Genomic DNA, 17691 nt, shown 5'->3' with positions numbered 1-17691 from the left:
TGCGACAAGAACACCGTGTTTTTTGGACCTGATGTCTTTAATGTCAGGAAAAGTCTATGAAACTGCCGTTTAGTATCATCTCCAGGCTGTGCGTATTCCTTGTTCAACACTCTCAACAATATAATACCATTATTGTTTATAATTGCTTATAAACTCAATGAAGTTTTACAATACTAAAAATGTGAATTGCGGGTAAAAGATGAAAGTAGCGATCGCGGGAGCAACAGGATTTGTAGGTAGCCGTTTGGTAGAAAGGCTACATTCGGAAGGACATAGCGTACTGGTTTTAGCCCGCGACTCGGAGCGAGCTCGGCGAATTTTTCCCGCTTCAGCTTATCCGAATTTGGAAATTGTCGGTTACTCTCCGGCCGAGTCTGGTGATTGGCAGCATTCGATCGGGGGCTGCGATGGTGTGGTAAATTTAGCGGGAGTTCCGATTGCTGAGGAACGGTGGACGGCGGCGCGCCAACAAGCAATTCTTGATAGTCGTAAATTAACAACGGCAAAATTGGTCGAGGCGATCGCCAATGCTAATCCTAAACCATCTGTGTTGGTGAGTGCATCGGCGATCGGCTATTACGGCACTAGCGAAACCGCTGAGTTTGAAGAAAATAGCCCTGGGGGAGATGATTTTTTAGCTGCGGTTTGCAAAGAGTGGGAAAGTGCCGCCGAAAAAGTCAAAAATACCGGAACCCGCTTAGTAATTTTGCGCCTGGGAATCGTCTTGGGAATGGGAGGTGCTCTGGCAAAAATGCTACCTGCTTTTAGATTATTTGCTGGCGGGCCCATTGGCACTGGGAAACAGTGGTTTTCTTGGATTCACCGGGATGATGTGGTGAATTTAATTTTGTATGCTTTGCAAAATCCCCAAGTTGAAGGTGTGTTGAATGCGACAGCACCTCATCCAGTGCGGATGAATGAACTGTGCGAAACTTTAGGAGAAGTTTTGCAGCGACCTTCTTGGTTGCCGGTCCCAAGTTTTGCTTTAGAATTGCTGTTGGGAGATGGGGCAAAAGTTGTTTTGGAAGGTCAACAAGTGTTGCCGAAACGCACTTTACTTAGTGGTTTTCAGTATGAATATCCCCAGTTGCGATCGGCCATAGAAGAGATTGTCAAGCATTTTTAAGGCTGGTAGGTAGCCCCAACCGGGTTTGGCAAAATCAACCCGGTTTCTCTACTTTCCACTACCTGCAATTCTGCTTCCCTCAAACTTTTTCAAGATTCCCGCATCACATAGCCCACACCACGTACCGTCTGAATCAACCGCTTTTCACCCTCATCTTCAATCTTGAGCCGCAAATAGCGAATATAAACCTCAATTACGTTGGATTCACCCAGAAAATCGTAACCCCAAACATTTTCCAGAATTTGTTCGCGAGTCAACACCTCGCGGGGATGTTCCATCAAATACTTTAACAGTTCATATTCCTTCATAGTCAGGTCGATCGCGCGATCGTTGCGTAGGGCGCGCCGACTAGCCAAATCCAAGACTAAATCCCCAAACCTCAATTGGTTGTTGCTGGTAGTATCCGGCTGCAAATACAACCGCACCAACTGCAAAAACTCCTCGGTGCGGTAAGGTTTAAGAAAATAATCATCAGCGCCAGCTTCCAGACAAGCCACCCGATCGTCCACTGTATCACGCCCGATCAACAGCAACACCGGCACTCGACTCCCCCCACTCCTGATGTGAGAACATAGGGATAGTCCCGACTCAGGGCCCAACATCCTGTCAATCACAATCAAAGCTGGCTGCAATTCCTGGACTAAAAGTTTCCCCGTGGCGATGTTAGAAGCCACTATCGGTTCGTAGCCAGAGGATTTCAAGTCCAGACTCAAGTGTCCGGCGAGAACTTCGTCGGTTTCCACCAGCAGGACACAGGGATTGCGATCGAGAGTGAGTGCAGCCATTGAATTGACCGATGTAGATCATACCTGTTGTAACACGTTATTTGTTATTTGTTATTAGTTATTAGTTATTAGTTAATTTGTTATTAGTTATTTGTTAGTTGTTCGTCCCCATGCCCGATCGCCCCATTCCCTATCCCCCATCCCCCATCCCCTATGAGCATCATCGTATTTGGAAGTATTAATATCGACCTGGTGGCTAAAACCCCTCGGTTGCCACTACCAGGGGAAACTATTATTGGTAGCAATTTCTTGACAGCAGGCGGTGGCAAAGGAGCCAATCAAGCGGTGGCGGCCGCCCGTCTTGGCGCTTCTACTCACATGATTGGTCGCGTCGGCAATGATAAATTTGGTGAAGAATTGTTGACAAATTTACAATCTTTTGGTTTAAATACAGACAATATATCCATCGACCAAAACTCTCATTCAGGTGTAGCAATTATCGCCGTAGACGATGGCGGGCAAAATAATATTATTGTGATTCCGGGCGCGAATAATCATCTTGGTGATGCCGATATCGAACTTCTCCAAAAACTGTTACCCGGTGCTACAAGCTTGTTGTTGCAGTTAGAAATTCCCCTGGAAGTTGTCCACAGGGCTGCTTTGATTGCCTGTAAAGCGGGGGTGCGAGTGATTCTAGATCCGGCTCCGGCTCGTTCCGATTTGCCACTAGAGCTTTATCCCTTAATTGATACGATCGCCCCCAATGAAGTGGAGGCTAGTCAATTAGTCGGCTTTGCGGTGCATGATACAGAAACTGCGATTAAAGCGGCTAAAAAATTGCAGCAGCGGGGTGTGAAGAATGCGATCGTCAAATTGGGCGATCGCGGTGTGGTTGCTGTGACTGCCGATCGGACTTTGTTTGTCCCGGCTTTTGCGGTGGAGGCGATCGATACTGTGGCTGCTGGTGATGCTTTTAACGGCGGTTTGGCGGCCGCCTTAGATGCTGGTTTGTCCTTGGAGGAGGCGGTGGTGTGGGGGGCGGCTGCGGGCGCTTTGTGCGTGACTAAAATGGGTGCTCAAGTGGCTATGTGCGATCGGGCAACTTTTGATGCTTTTCTTGATTGTTTCCCTATAATATCGTTGACCGTTGCATCGGAATGATTTAACCACAGAGAACACAGAGGACACAGAGAAAGAGATGAGAGAAATCATAATTCCGATGTCAACGAATTTGATATCACGAATAATCCCCAATCACTATCACTGTGTAGATGCAGTTTCAACTACCTACTTTCTAATCATCCTGATTTGTTTCTAGGGACACAAAATATTGACTATAAACCACACTATCCGGTGCCCAAACAGGCCGCCAATAAACATTTTGGATCGCCGCCTTCTCCCCATCACCATCAGCGGGCCACTGAAAACTAACGATCGCAATATTGCTATATCCCACAATCTCATCACCCTCTTGCAGCCAGCGATTGCGCCACAACAGCGACACAATCTGCCACAACCTCTGCCCCAACGACAACTTAGCAGATTTACTTGACAAACCCTCACCTGTATGCTGCAAAAACACGCGAGCTTTTTGTCGTTTCATCCAATCAATCCGATAACCCCAATCAGGCAAAGATTGTCTATTTCTCACCGCCGCAGCCACAGACTTCTTTCTGTTAATCCTCGAAATCTTCACCAATTCCAGCGGCTCATTCCATCCCAAACACTCGTGACTCGGCTCAGGAAACAATGACTTAATCTTAGTATGAATCAAATGAGTTTTCCACTCCTCATTAATCAAAGCACTAGCAGTTAATTGCGCCAACACAGAATATTGAAAACTCGCTCTATCCTTCCCCCCATCCAAACCCAAAACACCCTCCTTCTCCTCCCTCTGCGTTCTCTGCGCCTTTGCGGTTTCCAAATCCACATCCACCCTTGACAAAGACTCAATATTCGATATATTCGATCGACAATCCCCAAAATGACAATCCGACCAATAACTCAATCGCACAGCAGCAGCATAATGAATATCCCCCGTCAACACAATCACCCTCCCCCGCCGCTTAAAAAACTCCGCCAACAACTTCACAAAAGCCAACTCATGAAAATTCCAAGCATCCCCCGCATCGCTATTAAAAACCTTCCCGTGCTCCACCTCCCACTTTTGCACCGCATCAATAATCCACAAACCTACCAAATTTGTAGGTAAAACAACCAAAGTTGCCTCAATATCCCACTTCCCAGTTGCATTCAACAATTCAGTTTCTTTCAAAGGCTGCTGAATTTGCTCCTCAAAACCTTTATGAGTCAAAAGCATTGGCGGATCGATCGCACTTTCCGTCGGATAGCCGCGCCAAGTCCGCGTATCCAGCACAATCACCTCATGCTTAAAACTTCTAATCGTAAAATGCCACTCCAACGCCTCATCATCCCGATCCAAAATTAAAACATCTTCATCTAATTTAAACTTCGGCAAATTAGTCTCAATATCAACAGCCGGAATCCCTAAATACTTAGCCACTTTTTCCCAAGCTAAATCATCACTCCCAGCAGAATCCGACCATTTTGCAGCAGTTGTTAATAATTTCTCTCCCACTGTTCCTGCATCGAACTGTTGCGGCGTATTTCCCCAAGCCTGAAACACAGCATAAGCCAGCAAAGCATTCTGCACCACCCGTCGCCCGAAGGGTTTACCCAGCACCCGGTGACACCATTCTCGATTCAAATACCAGTCATCGCTCACATCATGGTCGTCACAAATGGTATAAGTAGGAATATTGGCGATCGCCCTCCTGACTCTCCACAGATTGCGAGCAAAACTTTCCAGTTCAAAAGCTTCTCGATCCCACACTTTTGCCTGCTTGGCATTATCACAAATATCCTTACCTTTGGGAAAACGCTCGCACCAAAGCACAGGCGACCAAACTAACAAATACATCGCACAATATTCGCCCAAACCAAACAAATGATTTTTCGCATTGTCTGGTTTATTCACCAACATTGCTGTAAAGCCACCAAAATCTCTGGCAATATCGGTGCGAGTTCCCGGTTTAAAATCAACTGGTTGTTTGTATTTATACTGAATTTCTGACTGTTGCTGAAACTGTGGCTCCGTAGAAACTGTGACTCGGTTACGAATCTTATTTCTTTTTTCCCGATTTTTAGGTATACTGGTACACAAATTATCTTGAATTTGAAGATTCGTCAGGGGCAAATTCTCTTTCCAGCCCAATAGTGCATCACCAGCATCGGTTAAAGCCCACAACATCGGATCGGCAACATCGTCCCCGTAAATTTGGTCACCCGTTAAAAACAGTTGGTGAGGTCTGGAATTTGCCATTCCTGCGAACTGTTCGATCGAACTATCCAAGATTGGCAGTGCATCTCGTCCGCCTCCGTGGGGCTTGCGACAAGAACCGTGAACAATCCGCAAATAGTTTAAATCCTGCGGTGGTAGGGCAAAAGTGGGCAACTGGTGATCGAAATAACCGATCGTCCCCAGTCCCAAACACGACAAATCCTCGGCGATAGGCCACAGACAAGAAAGGAGATTTTCTGTCTCATTTTCCAGTCTTGGAACTCCCGACGACTCGCAACCAGCAAACTCGATATTATAAGCATATATTTGCCCAGATGTCAAGCAATTGCTGTCGATCGGCTTGGCAGTCACGGCCACTACGTGCAGGTATTGGCCCAGTGGCACGGTAGAAGCAGTACCTTGGAGCAAAGGTCGATCGATCGTTTCGCCAGTTCCCCCCTCCGTTGAGTAAACCTGGAGTTCGACTTGGCGAGGTGCTTTTAGAGCTAGCCAAACAGTCACAGCCTGACTTTCGGTTCGACGTAAAATTGGACCCGCTAGAATCAGGGGCAAATGATGAATCCGGTTACTTAAGGAAGTCCACGACATAACAATTAAAAATTAAACAAGAGGTTTGCCCAAAAATGAGATTTAAGGCGATCGAACATCTTTCATCTACTACTTCACGAAGGATTCAGAAACTGGGTTTCTGAACAACAAACCTGGTGTGATTTAAGCCCAACGCTTAACTCAAAAACCCTTTTTTTCTTAGCTTTTGCATAAGTTCTGTACTTAATACTGGCGTCTGACCAGAAAAGTTTTCAAAATTGTAACAATTCATTAAGAAAAATTAATAAAAAACTATGCTCCAGGAACAAAAATTGCAGCATTTCCGAAATTTTGACCCACAGTCATCGCCAATTAAATCCTGTTTACAAACCACCAGACAGAAAACTCGCCCCCTCTACTCGTCACCTTTAGATAGCGCTATCGATCGCCATCCTTTGATAGTTACTCCAGAAACTCCCATCGCCAAGGTATTGTCTCTGATGAACCCGATGCGGATATCCTGTCACATTTCGGGCGATCGACCACACCCAGTTTCCAACTCTACCAAACGCAGTTGCGTGTTAGTAGTCAAAGAATCCCGACTCATAGGTATTTTCACCGAGCGGGATATCATCAAGTTAACCACGGCATCCGCTTGTTCGATCGGTCTGACGATTGCTGAGGTGATGACTTCATCGCCCATTACTCTCAAACAATCCGATTCTCCAGATATTTTCACCGCCATCTTCCTGTTGCGACAACACCAGATCCGGCATTTACCCGTAGTGGACGCCGACGATCGACTTTTGGGAATCATCACCCGCGAAGCAATTTACGAAGCTCTGCAACCAGTTAACCTACAGAGCAATTTACGCTGTGTAGCAGATGTGATGACCAAAGAAGTCATTTGTGCCCCAAAAACTGCCTCAGCCCTCGATTTAGCGCAGCTCATGGTCAAGCATCAAGTCAATTACATCGCGATCGTTGACACCCAAATTGACCCTACACCACCCGCGATCGCACCAACAGAAAATAGTCCCTTTCTCACCAACAATTCCCCACTATTAATACCTGTAGGTATAGTCACAGAGCGCGACATCGTGCAATTTCACGCCCTCGAATTAAATTTTTCCCAAATCTGCGTGGCTGATGCCATGAGTTCCCCCCTATTTTGTGTATCTCCCACCGATTCTCTGTGGAAAGCTCACCAGGAAATGCAGCGGCATTGTGTCCGTCGCTTGGTAGTAATTGGCACTCAGGGAGAGCTTTTGGGCGTGGTGTCTCAGTCAAGTTTGCCGCCCGTTTTTCATCCATCTGAAATGTACGGCACCATCGAGATTTTGCAACAAGCAGTGGATGATAGAGCCTCCCAACTCCAACTGGCAAATCAGCAATTGCAGCAAGAAATTTTAGAGCGACAACGGGCAGAAGAAGCTCTACGTCAAGCTCATGACGACTTGAAAAAACAAGTTGAAGAACGGACAGCTCAACTTTTAGAATCTAATGAATTGTTGAGACGAGATATTATTAAACGTCAGCGAGTTGAAGAAGTGCTGCGACGCAAGCAAAATTCCTTGAAAATGCAAGCCCAGGAATTAGAGAAAACTGTGCGGAAGTTACAGCAAACTCAAAGTCAACTTGTCCAAACCGAAAAAATGTCTTCTTTGGGACAAATGATTGCCGGTATTGCCCATGAAATTAATAATCCAGTTAATTTTATTTATGGCAATCTTTCCCACACCAGTCATTACGTCAAAGAATTAATTCAACTCTTGGAACTTTACCAGCATCACTACCCGGAACCAGTGTCTGAAATTAGGGAAGCAGCAGCAGATATTGAAGTCGATTTTTTAGTGGAAGACTTATCTAAAATTCTGTCTTCCATGCAGGTAGGAACCGATCGCATCCGCCAAATAGTTTTGTCAATGCGTAATTTTTCGCGATCGGATCAAGCTAACATCAAGCTAGTGGACATTCACGAAGGCATTGACAGCACTTTGCTGATTTTGCAGCACCGACTCAAAGCTCAAGGCGGACATCCAGCTATTCAAATCATTAAAGAATACGGCGATTTGCCCCGCGTCGAGTGCTGTGCAGGTCAGATAAATCAAGTGTTAATGAATATTATCAGCAATGCTATAGATGCTGTGGATGAAGAAATCAAGAAGGGTAAATGGTTCATGGGAAATAGCACAAATCCACCCCAGCCAACTGTTAGTTCTCCCTTGAGTCCTCCCGCTATTACTATTCGCACGGAAGTGATTGACAAGGGTTTTGTGGCGATCCGAATTTCCGACAATGGTGGCGGCATACCCGATCGTATTCGCTCTAAATTATTTGACCCATTTTTTACGACAAAACCTGTGGGTAAGGGTACGGGGTTGGGATTGTCTATTTCTTACCACTTAATTGTGGAACAACATGGGGGGCGGCTGGAATGCGTTTCTGAAACTGGAGTAGGTACTGAGTTTGCGATCGAAATTCCGATCGTCAGTAGTCATTAGTCATTGGTTATTGGTTATTGGTTCTTTGCGTTAATTCCAATCCCCTGTTTGGCCAATACCCCATTTCCTATTCCCCATTCCCCTTGGGGGCCGGGCTGGGGGGAGTTGCCCCATTCTCCATTCCCCAGTCATTAGTCAACCATTCCTAAAAATTAACAATATTTTACAAAATACTAGAAAGCCCATCAAAATCACCTGCAATCCCTTTCTGCTAACTCGACTTTGACCTCGGCAGAGCCAATTAGTCGAACTCACTCCGAGTTCGCCCCATCCGTCAGCGCCTGTTTCCTCAGAGTAATTTCCCACAAAACTCCCCAACTGCCTACATCCTAGACTCCAAGCACAAACTCCAGATTGTTTCAGAAGTAAACTTTTGTTTTATTTTTGTACCTTTTTATTAAAAAGTAATACTATAAAATTGATTTGAAATGTAAAAAAAACCTAAAAATAGAGTGTGAAATTGAAAAAGAAGCTAAGATTCCCAAAGATGCAAAATAAAGTAATTTACTAGCGTTTTCATTTTTGTACCCCCTTTCTTTTCCCAGCAAGTTAGCTAATAATGCTTTCAAAGAGTAAAGGCCTAGGAGTTGGGTATGGCAGTAAGGGCGATCGCAACATGAAAGCGTGAAACCCCAGAGCCCGATCGTTTTCAGAGAAACCTATAGGAGAAAAAAGAGTGAAACTCGCAGTTTACGGAAAAGGTGGAATTGGCAAATCAACAACAAGCTGCAACATCTCCGTTGCCTTAGCCAAACGCGGCAAAAAAGTTTTGCAAATCGGTTGCGATCCAAAGCACGACAGCACATTTACGCTGACCGGCTTCCTGATCCCAACAATTATTGACACCCTTCAGGAAAAGGACTACCACTACGAAGACGTTTGGCCTGAAGATGTCATCTACAAAGGCTACGGCGGCGTTGACTGCGTAGAAGCAGGCGGCCCCCCCGCAGGAGCTGGTTGTGGCGGCTACGTCGTGGGCGAAACCGTCAAACTGCTCAAAGAACTCAATGCCTTTGACGAATACGACATCATCCTGTTTGACGTACTAGGCGACGTCGTGTGTGGTGGTTTTGCCGCCCCATTGAACTACGCTGACTACTGCATGATTGTTACCGACAACGGATTCGATGCCCTATTTGCCGCCAACCGCATCGCCGCCTCAGTCCGCGAAAAAGCCCGCACTCACCCCCTGCGACTCGCTGGTTTAATTGGCAACCGCACCTCCAAGCGTGACTTGATTGACAAGTACATAGACTCAGTACCCATGCCAGTGCTGGAAGTGTTGCCCCTAATTGAAGACATTCGCGTTTCTCGTGTCAAAGGCAAAACATTGTTTGAAATGGCCGAGCACGATCCATCCCTCAATTACGTCTGCGACTACTACCTCAACATCGCCGATCAAATCTTGGCAAGACCTGAAGGAGTAGTGCCCAATGACACGCCAGATCGCGAATTATTCTCCTTGCTGTCAGATTTTTATCTAAATCCAGTTCAACCTGTGGTCAAGAAAGAGGAAGATGAGCTAAACCTGATGATGGTTTAATAGGTCTAGCGATCAGGATGAGGATAAAGAGGTTATGGCTTTTTTTGATACTTTTTCAGTTGCTCTCAAACAGAAGTGGTTGGACTACTACCAGGCAAATCGAGCTTGGCTGCTCCTGCACATGACGGCTGACAACACGGTCGCCACACCCGACGGCGGGAAAAGGCCTGTTTCTTACCTCATCCTGGGAATTGCGGCTGCTCTGGAGCCGGAACTCCAGCAATTAATGCTGCCGTTCTCAAAACTCAAGCCGGATGCAGACAGCCTCATCGAAGTTCTGGGGCTAAATTTTGACCCAGACTTAGCCCTGGGTATGTCCTCAGATATTGCTCAACCTACGGCTCAACCTACGGCTCAACCTACGGCTCAACCTACGGCTCAACCTACGGCTCAACCTACGGCTGAACCTACGGCTCAACTTACGGCTGAACCTACGGCTCAACTTACGGCTGAACCTACGGCTCAACTTACGGCTGAACCTACGGCTCAACCTACGGCTGAACCTACGGCTCAACCTACGGCTGGTCAATCTCTAACTGTCACAGAACCGATCGCCGTTGCGACCCCAGCCGTTGCGACCCCAGCCGCTGCAACTCTCACCGCTGCTCCCGCAGCCACCCCTGAGCCAGCAGCCCCCGCAGCCGCTACCAAATCTAATCCATTAGGCGCTGCGATATTAGCAGGAGCAGGATTAGTCGCCGGAGTAGGCGGTGCTGCCGCCATAGCGTCAGCACTTAGTTCCTCTGATGAGGAATCCTTGGAAGGGTTTGAGGATGAGGAAGAAGAGGCTGTCTCCGACTTCGACATGGATGAGGATGAGGAAGCGGAGGCAATCTCCGACTTCGACATGGATGATGATGAAGAAGCAGAGGAAATCTCCGACTTCGACATGGATGATGATGAAGAAGCAGAGGAAATCTCCGACTTCGACATGGATGAGGATGAGGAAGCAGAGGAAATCTCCGACTTCGACATGGATGAGGATGAGGAAGCAGAGGAAATCTCCGACTTCGACATGGATGAGGATGAGGAAGCAGAGGAAATCTCCGACTTCGACATGGATGAGGATGAGGAAGCAGGCTCTGTCTCCGACTTCGACATGGATGAGGACGATGAGGAAGCAGGCTCGGCTTTAGGCGCTCTCGACCTAGGTGATGACGACGAAGATGAAGAAGCCTCGGCTTTGGGTGCTTTTGACCTAGGTGATGACGACGAAGATGAAGCCTCAGAATTTGGGACTTTGACTTCAGGGGATATGGAAACAGAAATATCCGATCCCTTTGGAGAAGAAGATGAAGATTTTGTGGCGGAAGTGATACCCGACCCTTTTGGAGACGCGGCCTCCAATGACCTGGAACTCGATCTAGGCGACTTGGATGAAGATGGAATTGACGAATTCTCTGTATCTGATGACGACGATCTCGACGATCTGGGACTTGATGATTTGGGGGAAGCCACCACCGGAGACCCTGATGAAGATGATTTAGATGCTTTAGGTCTCGGCGATTTGGATTCCGATGACGAGGATGAAGAAATTTCGGGCTTTTTGTCGGATTTTAAGTAAGGTTTTGGCATCGTCCAAATCTCTCCTATCCTTCAGGGTTCTTGCTGTTGTGAGTTTTGAGTTTTTAATTATTAATTAGCTCAAACTCACAACTACCAAAAGGTATTTTGCGTTCACGGGTTTAGATAAACTAAATGCCTGCTGTGAGGGCAGTTTCCCCCTCACACAGATCTTATTTGCTCAAATTTTGTATTCTCTTGCGTAAGTTCCAGTTCTCGACAAAAAACAATTAATTTAAACGGAGAAAATTTAGGCTATGACTGCTATTACTACTACTGAACCTGAAGCTTTAAATTTTGAATGCGAAACTGGTAATTATCACACTTTTTGTCCGATTAGCTGCGTAGCTTGGCTTTATCAAAAAATTGAAGATAGCTTTTTCTTGGTCATCGGTACTAAGACTTGTGGCTATTTCTTGCAAAATGCCATGGGTGTGATGATTTTTGCTGAACCTCGCTATGCGATGGCTGAGTTGGAAGAGGGTGATATTTCCGCTCAATTGAATGATTATGAAGAGTTAAAGCGGCTGTGTTTGCAAATTAAGCGCGATCGCAACCCCAGTGTAATTGTCTGGATCGGCACTTGCACCACCGAAATCATCAAAATGGACTTGGAAGGTTTAGCACCAAGGCTGGAAGCCGAAATTGGCATTCCCATCGTCACAGCCCGCGCCAATGGCTTAGACTACGCCTTTACCCAAGGGGAAGATACCGTTTTGGCCGCCATGGCTGCTAAGTGCCCTGAAAAAGCACCTGTCATGGAATCTCAGAAAGTAGAACGCAATGCTATCTCTCAACTGCTGAATTTCGGCAAGAAAAAAGAGGAAGTTGCAGCAGATGAATCGGAATATGTCAAGCACACACCGCTGGTACTTTTCGGTTCTTTACCCGATCCAGTTGTCACTCAGCTAACCTTAGAATTGAAGAAGCAAGGAATCAAAGTTTCCGGTTGGCTTCCTTCCAAGCGCTACACTGAATTGCCAGTTTTGGAAGAAGGCTATTATGTATCTGGCATGAATCCGTTCTTGTCCCGTACCGCTTCTACCCTGATGCGCCGTCGTAAGTGTAAGCTAATTGGTGCTCCATTCCCGATCGGGCCTGACGGAACTCGCGCTTGGATTGAAAAAATTTGCTCAGTGCTAGGAATTGAACCAAAAGGTTTAGACGAACGGGAAGCACAAATCTGGGCTGGTTTAGAAGATTACCTGCAAATAATTCGCGGCAAATCAGTCTTCTTCATGGGCGACAACTTGCTAGAAATTTCTTTAGCACGTTTCTTGATTCGCTGCGGCATGACTTGTCCAGAAATTGGCATTCCTTACATGGACAAGCGCTATCAAGCCGCTGAATTAGCTTTGTTAGAAAAGACTTGTCACGAGATGGGAGTTCCGACTCCTCGGATTGTCGAGAAACCAGACAATTACAATCAGTTACAGCGGATTTATGAGCAAAATATCGACTTGGTGATTACCGGTATGGCTCACGCTAATCCTTTGGAAGCGCGGGGAATCAATACTAAATGGTCAGTTGAGTTTACTTTTGCTCAGATTCACGGCTTTGGGAATGCGCGCGATATTCTGGAGTTGGTGACTCGTCCGCTGCGCCGGAATAATTCGCTGAAGGATTTGGGTTGGGGTAATTTGGTGAAGAATGAAGCGAAGGTTTAATAAAAAAGAATGGGGTTATTCTTACTAACCCCATTCTTTTTTTTTGTTAGAATTAATTAAGTCTAAGTGAATTATGAAACGTCTCTACTATGGTGACAATTTACAAGTTTTAAGAGAACACGTATCTGATGAGTTTATTGATTTAATCTATCTCGATCCGCCTTTTAATTCTAAGGCTGATTATAATGTTTTGTTTAAAAATGCTACTGGTGAACGTTCAGAAGCTCAGATAACTGCTTTTGAAGATACTTGGACATGGGGTATCGAATCTGAGCATTTTTTGGATCAATTAAGGGATAAGAAAGGTGAATTATATGAATTATTAGATTTATTGGTGAGGACGTTAGGGAAAAACTCTCTTTCTGCTTATCTAGTAATGATGGCAATTCGCTTATTAGAATTGCATCGGGTTTTGAAATCTACAGGTAGTTTATATTTACACTGCGATCCTACTGCTAGTCATTATCTAAAGATGATTTTAGACTTAGTTTTTGAACCAATAAATTTCCGCAATGAAATTGTTTGGAAACGTACTGGATCTCACGGCGGAGCTAAAAGATGGGGGCCAGTTCATGATCTTATATTGTTATATACAAAATCTAAAATTTATACATGGAATCAAGTTTATCAAGATTATGATGAAGACTATGTTAAAGACTTCTATAGATTTGAAGATGATAAAGGGTGTTATCGACTGGTAACACTAACAGCAGCAGGTGTCAGAAAAGGTGATTCTGGTAAGCCTTGGCGGGGTGTCAACCCTACTGATGTTGGTCGTCACTGGGCATTACCTGTAAAGGCAATTGAAAGCTTAACTAATAGCATTTATAAGTCATTATCAACACAAGAAAAACTAGATATTCTCAATGCTAACAATCTAATTTATTGGCCAGTTAAAGGGCAAGTACCACAATATAAGAGATATTTAGATGAAGCTCCAGGCACACAGATACAAGACATAATTAGTGATATTAAGCCTGTCTCTTCACAAGCTAGAGAACGCCTCGGCTATCCTACTCAAAAACCTTTAGCTTTATTAGAAAGAATTATCCAAGCTAGTAGTAATAAAGGTGATATTATACTTGATCCTTTTTGTGGATGTGGTACTGCAATACACGCCGCCGAAAATTTAGGCAGAAATTGGATTGGAATAGATATTACTCATTTAGCAATTGCCCTGATAGAAAAACGCTTAAAAGATGCTTTCCCGGAGAAATTTATTCAAGATGAAAATAAAAATCACAAGTTAGTTCCGGGGATTGAATTTGAGGTAGAAGGTACACCAAAAGATTTAGACGCAGCATTAGATTTATTTGAACGTGACCCCTATCAATTTCAATGGTGGGCTTGTTCTCTCGTTAATGCACAGCCATACAAAGATAAAAAGAAAGGTGCTGATGGTGGTATAGATGGATTAATCTTTTTTGAAGATGTAGTTGATATCAAAAAATCGAATAAAACAGCAGTGAAGAAAATTATTATTAGCGTCAAAGGAGGTAAAAATCTTAACGCATCTATGATTAGAGATTTGCGAGGAACAATGGAGACAAATAAGGCTGATATTGGATTATTTGTTACTCTCACTACTCCCACTAAACCCATGATTAAGGAAGCGGCATCATCAGGATTTTATAAAGCTGGAAATGGTAGGGATTACGCGAAAATTCAAATTTTAACTATTGAAGAATTATTAACTAAACAGAAAAGACCAGAATTTTTCGATATGAAACAGGGAGAATTGACATTTAAGAAGGCGCAAAGGGAAAATCAGGATATGGGAGTACAGGGTGAGTTATTTTAGGAGAGCAACCTATGTTACAAAATCTTGTGTATGCTCTCAACAACTTGCTCTAGGAAGTCAATCGCCTCATTAACTAATAGTTCATCGTGTGCTATATTCTAACAGCTTTTGGATTTGAAGAGAAGCGATCGTACTTTAAAATCAAGTTACAATTACGCCAAATTTCAATAACATTCTCGGCAAATAATCATCCAAATTCTTGATATGTTCATCTGTTAACTCAATCAAGTTTAGTTCGTACTTCTGATATAGTTCTTGCTTCACTTTCTTACGCGCCACATACTCCGGGTTGTTCTCATATCCCCAGTATTCAATATACACCTTCCCCCAGGAATATAAAAGTCACAATAAACTTCTTCCTCTATGGGTAGTCGGCGTTCATAGGCGTGAACTAGCTCCGCCATATAGAGCCAATTATCAATCAAAACTTCAGCTTTAGACCGCACAAAATGACCGTCGGTTGTGCGATGCTGGGCGCTCGCCCGAAACTTTTCGCGGAACCCTAGCTTTGTATTTGTTTCTGTTTTAATCGGTTCTAAATTATTACCTTTAAGGCTCTCAATAGTTGCCAGAAAAACTTGATTTGTCAGTATAGATTCCGGCCAAATGACATAAGGCGTGTTGTCTTGAGCATAGGTTTTTTGTACCGCCCCAAAACCCATCCCCCGTTTAGTTGCTACCCAGCCGTTACCCTCTTTATTCACCAATCCTAACTCTGCTAAAATTGGGTTGACTTTGTGTTTTGATATTTCTAGTTTTTCGCTGATAGTGGTAGCGGAGAGAAGTGAAGGGGCAGAAAATTGTTGAGGTTTAGGTTTGGGCGGTGACACAGCTTGAACAGGTTTAACATTGTTAGCTTTCCAATGGTCATAGCATAATTTGTGACCTGGTTTTGACACTGGTTGATTGCATCCCGGTGTTGTGCAGCTTTCTGCTGAAAGAGCAGATAAAGCTTGATTTATCGCAGCTAGCTTGCGGACAAAAGGATCTAAGGTCATATTTAAAACCTTGAAGTATATTCAAGGATAGTACCACTTTAATTTTTATAGAGTCAAGAATTTAAAATGAGTGTTTTTCTGGGAATAGCTCCGCTTTATAGACTTTTTCCGCAACTTTCGTCTTTTAACACACGATCGCAAGTGCGAGCTAGTATAATCGAAACTAGCCAGCCGTTTTTATTATACTAATTTTTACATCCCGCAAAATATATGAGTACAACACCCTCTCCTAGCGAAAGCCGTGAAATGCTGAAATGGCTCACACGCAACCGCCGGATGTTATTAGATTTATATCGCAATCAATATATTGCCCACAATTCCGAGCGATTAATCGCTCACAGTGAAAACTTGCAAGAAGTTTTGGGATTAGCTGAAGCTTCAGGAGAACTTTTTGCGATTTACTTAGTTCCCCGCTACTGTGCTTCTGTTCAGATTTTACCGATTCGCTTTCGAGCAGTAACTCGCACTGATTGGCAGCCCAACTATTATGTAAAACTGAAGCATAGAGATATAGAATTATCCACATTGTCTTCAACATTGAATTCCGACAACCTGACGAGCAAATAATTTTTACGCGACGCAAAAATTCCTGAGAATATAAAATTGCGATCGCCTTTCGGATAGCTCAGTTTTACGCAGTTTTTTCCAACTTGGGCCAGATTATCTTAGACGATCGCACAAATCGCCACCTATAATTGAAACAAGCCAGTAGTTCTCCTCACTTGCAGAATCACCATGAATCAGGATCGGGAAAAAGTTACCTATTCACAGAAAACAGAGCGCCTAAAGGCGATCGCTCAGTTTATCAAAACTGTAACGCCGATGATTTGGACGATCGTCATTCTGGTAGTAATTATTCCCCTGTTAGGTAATTTTATCATTTCCAAGTCCTTAACAAATACTGCAACCACAGCAGTCATAGTTTCCCCGCCCCACGATTTTAGCAAAGTCAACCAAGACATTAAAAACGCCATCCAAACCGCCCATACAACTGCCGAAACATTCGCTACCAAAGAATTAGATAAATGGGAAACCGAAGTCATCGCGCGCCTAGACAACAGCTTCCTAGATTGGTACTTCGATTACTTCAACCAAAAAAAGATGGAGTTTACCGTACCTTTCAACTTCCTCAAATCAGCCGTAATCAACAGATTTGATATGAATGCAGCCTCTCAAGCTGTTTCCGAAAAATTAACCCAAGACTTTCAAAGAGAATTTGCCCACCGCGTATTGTTGCCAAAAAATGCTCAAATACGGTTTCAATTAATCACCCAAGATACCGCCAACTTGTACATAGCGGAAGTTAGCAAAAATGTGAAAGTCGTTCAAAATAATTATAACATACCTCAAACAAAATGGGACAAACATCTCAATGATATTGCTACCACAATTAGCGACAAAGGAAACATCTCAAATTTATCATTAAAAGCATTAATTGGTGGCAGTGGCTACTTAATTACCAAGCCATTAATATTAGGAATGGCTACAAAAATTGGCAGCAAAGTAACCGCCAAAGTAGCTACCAAAGCCGCCGCCAAAATGGCAACCAAAACAGGCGGTACGGTGGCGAGTCAATTGGGAGTAGGTTTAATCGATCCGATTGTCGGTGTCGGGATTATCATGTGGGATTTATGGGATTACGATCGCACAGTCAAAGTCGAAAGACCGATTTTGCGCGAACACCTGGTAAGTTACTTGAACGATTTCAAAAAGTCCCTACTCAAAAATCCCGAAACCGGAATCATGGCAGCAATTTATCAATTGGAAAGTGGCATTTTAAAGTCACTTTCCTAGGACTTACGCATGGGGGAACAAAAACCAGGTTTATGAACCCCGTGCGCCCGATTTATTCTCTTCCTCTGTGTCCTCTGCGGTTAAATAATTCCCATACAATACCTGAAGATAAACTTGCCC

12 protein-coding genes are annotated in these 17691 nt (G+C 44.3%); 9 read left to right on the top strand and 3 right to left on the bottom strand.

Features of this window, described 5'->3' with window-relative positions; translation table 11 throughout:
• Positions 1-199: 199 nt before the first annotated feature.
• A complete protein-coding gene (locus P2A85_RS07440; protein ID WP_377478395.1) occupies positions 200-1126 on the top strand; it encodes a TIGR01777 family oxidoreductase in 927 nt (308 codons plus the stop codon).
• Between the two features lie 89 nt (positions 1127-1215).
• On the opposite strand, the gene nblR is transcribed toward P2A85_RS07440, so the two are convergent.
• Positions 1216-1911, bottom strand: coding sequence for a response regulator transcription factor NblR (nblR, locus tag P2A85_RS07435; protein ID WP_341733989.1), 696 nt, complete (start codon positions 1909-1911; stop codon positions 1216-1218).
• Between the two features lie 153 nt (positions 1912-2064).
• Here nblR and rbsK point away from each other — a divergent pair, with 153 nt between their 5' ends.
• Entirely contained in the window at positions 2065-3012 is a 948-nt protein-coding gene (gene rbsK, locus P2A85_RS07430) for a ribokinase (protein ID WP_377478393.1), read from the top strand.
• A gap of 133 nt (positions 3013-3145) precedes the next feature.
• Here the strand turns inward: rbsK and P2A85_RS07425 are convergent, their stop codons facing one another.
• Positions 3146-5761: a PhoD-like phosphatase gene (locus P2A85_RS07425; protein ID WP_377478391.1), complete on the bottom strand. Its 2616-nt coding sequence runs from the start codon at positions 5759-5761 to the stop codon at positions 3146-3148.
• Positions 5762-6015: 254 nt separating this feature from the next.
• Between P2A85_RS07425 and P2A85_RS07420 the strand changes: the two genes are divergently transcribed.
• The 5 genes from P2A85_RS07420 (at position 6016) to P2A85_RS07400 (ending at position 14779) form a co-directional block, all read left to right on the top strand.
• Positions 6016-8205, top strand: coding sequence for a CBS domain-containing protein (locus P2A85_RS07420; RefSeq protein ID WP_377478389.1), 2190 nt, complete (start codon positions 6016-6018; stop codon positions 8203-8205).
• A 676-nt stretch (positions 8206-8881) separates the two neighbouring features.
• A complete protein-coding gene (gene bchL, locus P2A85_RS07415) occupies positions 8882-9748 on the top strand; it encodes a ferredoxin:protochlorophyllide reductase (ATP-dependent) iron-sulfur ATP-binding protein (protein ID WP_340519308.1) in 867 nt (288 codons plus the stop codon).
• Between the two features lie 34 nt (positions 9749-9782).
• The gene (locus tag P2A85_RS07410; protein WP_377478388.1) at positions 9783-11312 is read left to right on the top strand and encodes a DUF5331 domain-containing protein; all 1530 of its coding nucleotides are present in this window, start codon (positions 9783-9785) and stop codon (positions 11310-11312) included.
• A gap of 256 nt (positions 11313-11568) precedes the next feature.
• A complete protein-coding gene (locus P2A85_RS07405) occupies positions 11569-12978 on the top strand; it encodes a ferredoxin:protochlorophyllide reductase (ATP-dependent) subunit N (protein ID WP_377478386.1) in 1410 nt (469 codons plus the stop codon).
• A 73-nt stretch (positions 12979-13051) separates the two neighbouring features.
• Positions 13052-14779, top strand: coding sequence for a DNA methyltransferase (locus P2A85_RS07400; RefSeq protein WP_377478384.1), 1728 nt, complete (start codon positions 13052-13054; stop codon positions 14777-14779).
• Between the two features lie 260 nt (positions 14780-15039).
• On the opposite strand, the gene P2A85_RS07395 is transcribed toward P2A85_RS07400, so the two are convergent.
• On the bottom strand, positions 15040-15777 hold the full coding sequence (locus tag P2A85_RS07395) for a hypothetical protein (protein WP_377478382.1): 738 nt from the start codon (positions 15775-15777) through the stop codon (positions 15040-15042).
• A gap of 210 nt (positions 15778-15987) precedes the next feature.
• On the opposite strand from P2A85_RS07395, the gene P2A85_RS07390 reads away from it, so the two are divergent.
• Positions 15988-16344, top strand: a complete 357-nt coding sequence (locus P2A85_RS07390) for a DUF5678 domain-containing protein (RefSeq protein WP_377478381.1) — start codon at positions 15988-15990, stop codon at positions 16342-16344.
• A gap of 168 nt (positions 16345-16512) precedes the next feature.
• Positions 16513-17571, top strand: a complete 1059-nt coding sequence (locus P2A85_RS07385) for a hypothetical protein (RefSeq protein ID WP_377478379.1) — start codon at positions 16513-16515, stop codon at positions 17569-17571.
• The last annotated feature ends 120 nt before the right edge of the window (positions 17572-17691 follow it).

Source organism: Microcoleus anatoxicus (genome assembly GCF_042465725.1).
Classification (GTDB): Bacteria; Cyanobacteriota; Cyanobacteriia; order Cyanobacteriales; family Microcoleaceae; genus Microcoleus; species Microcoleus anatoxicus.
This window is presented reverse-complemented; position numbering and strand designations above follow the sequence as displayed.

Excerpts from the sequence above, each read along its gene's own strand:
- P2A85_RS07440 (WP_377478395.1), top strand. The coding sequence starts at position 200 with ATGAAAGTAGCGATCGCGGGAGCAACAGGATTTGTAGGTAGCCGTTTG.
- P2A85_RS07390 (WP_377478381.1), top strand. The coding sequence starts at position 15,988 with ATGAGTACAACACCCTCTCCTAGCGAAAGCCGTGAAATGCTGAAATGG.
- P2A85_RS07405 (WP_377478386.1), top strand. The coding sequence starts at position 11,569 with ATGACTGCTATTACTACTACTGAACCTGAAGCTTTAAATTTTGAATGC.
- P2A85_RS07425 (WP_377478391.1), bottom strand. The coding sequence starts at position 5,761 with ATGTCGTGGACTTCCTTAAGTAACCGGATTCATCATTTGCCCCTGATT.
- P2A85_RS07420 (WP_377478389.1), top strand. The coding sequence starts at position 6,016 with ATGCTCCAGGAACAAAAATTGCAGCATTTCCGAAATTTTGACCCACAG.
- P2A85_RS07400 (WP_377478384.1), top strand. The coding sequence starts at position 13,052 with ATGAAACGTCTCTACTATGGTGACAATTTACAAGTTTTAAGAGAACAC.
- P2A85_RS07385 (WP_377478379.1), top strand. The coding sequence starts at position 16,513 with ATGAATCAGGATCGGGAAAAAGTTACCTATTCACAGAAAACAGAGCGC.
- P2A85_RS07410 (WP_377478388.1), top strand. The coding sequence starts at position 9,783 with ATGGCTTTTTTTGATACTTTTTCAGTTGCTCTCAAACAGAAGTGGTTG.
- rbsK (WP_377478393.1), top strand. The coding sequence starts at position 2,065 with ATGAGCATCATCGTATTTGGAAGTATTAATATCGACCTGGTGGCTAAA.
- nblR (WP_341733989.1), bottom strand. The coding sequence starts at position 1,911 with ATGGCTGCACTCACTCTCGATCGCAATCCCTGTGTCCTGCTGGTGGAA.
- P2A85_RS07395 (WP_377478382.1), bottom strand. The coding sequence starts at position 15,777 with ATGACCTTAGATCCTTTTGTCCGCAAGCTAGCTGCGATAAATCAAGCT.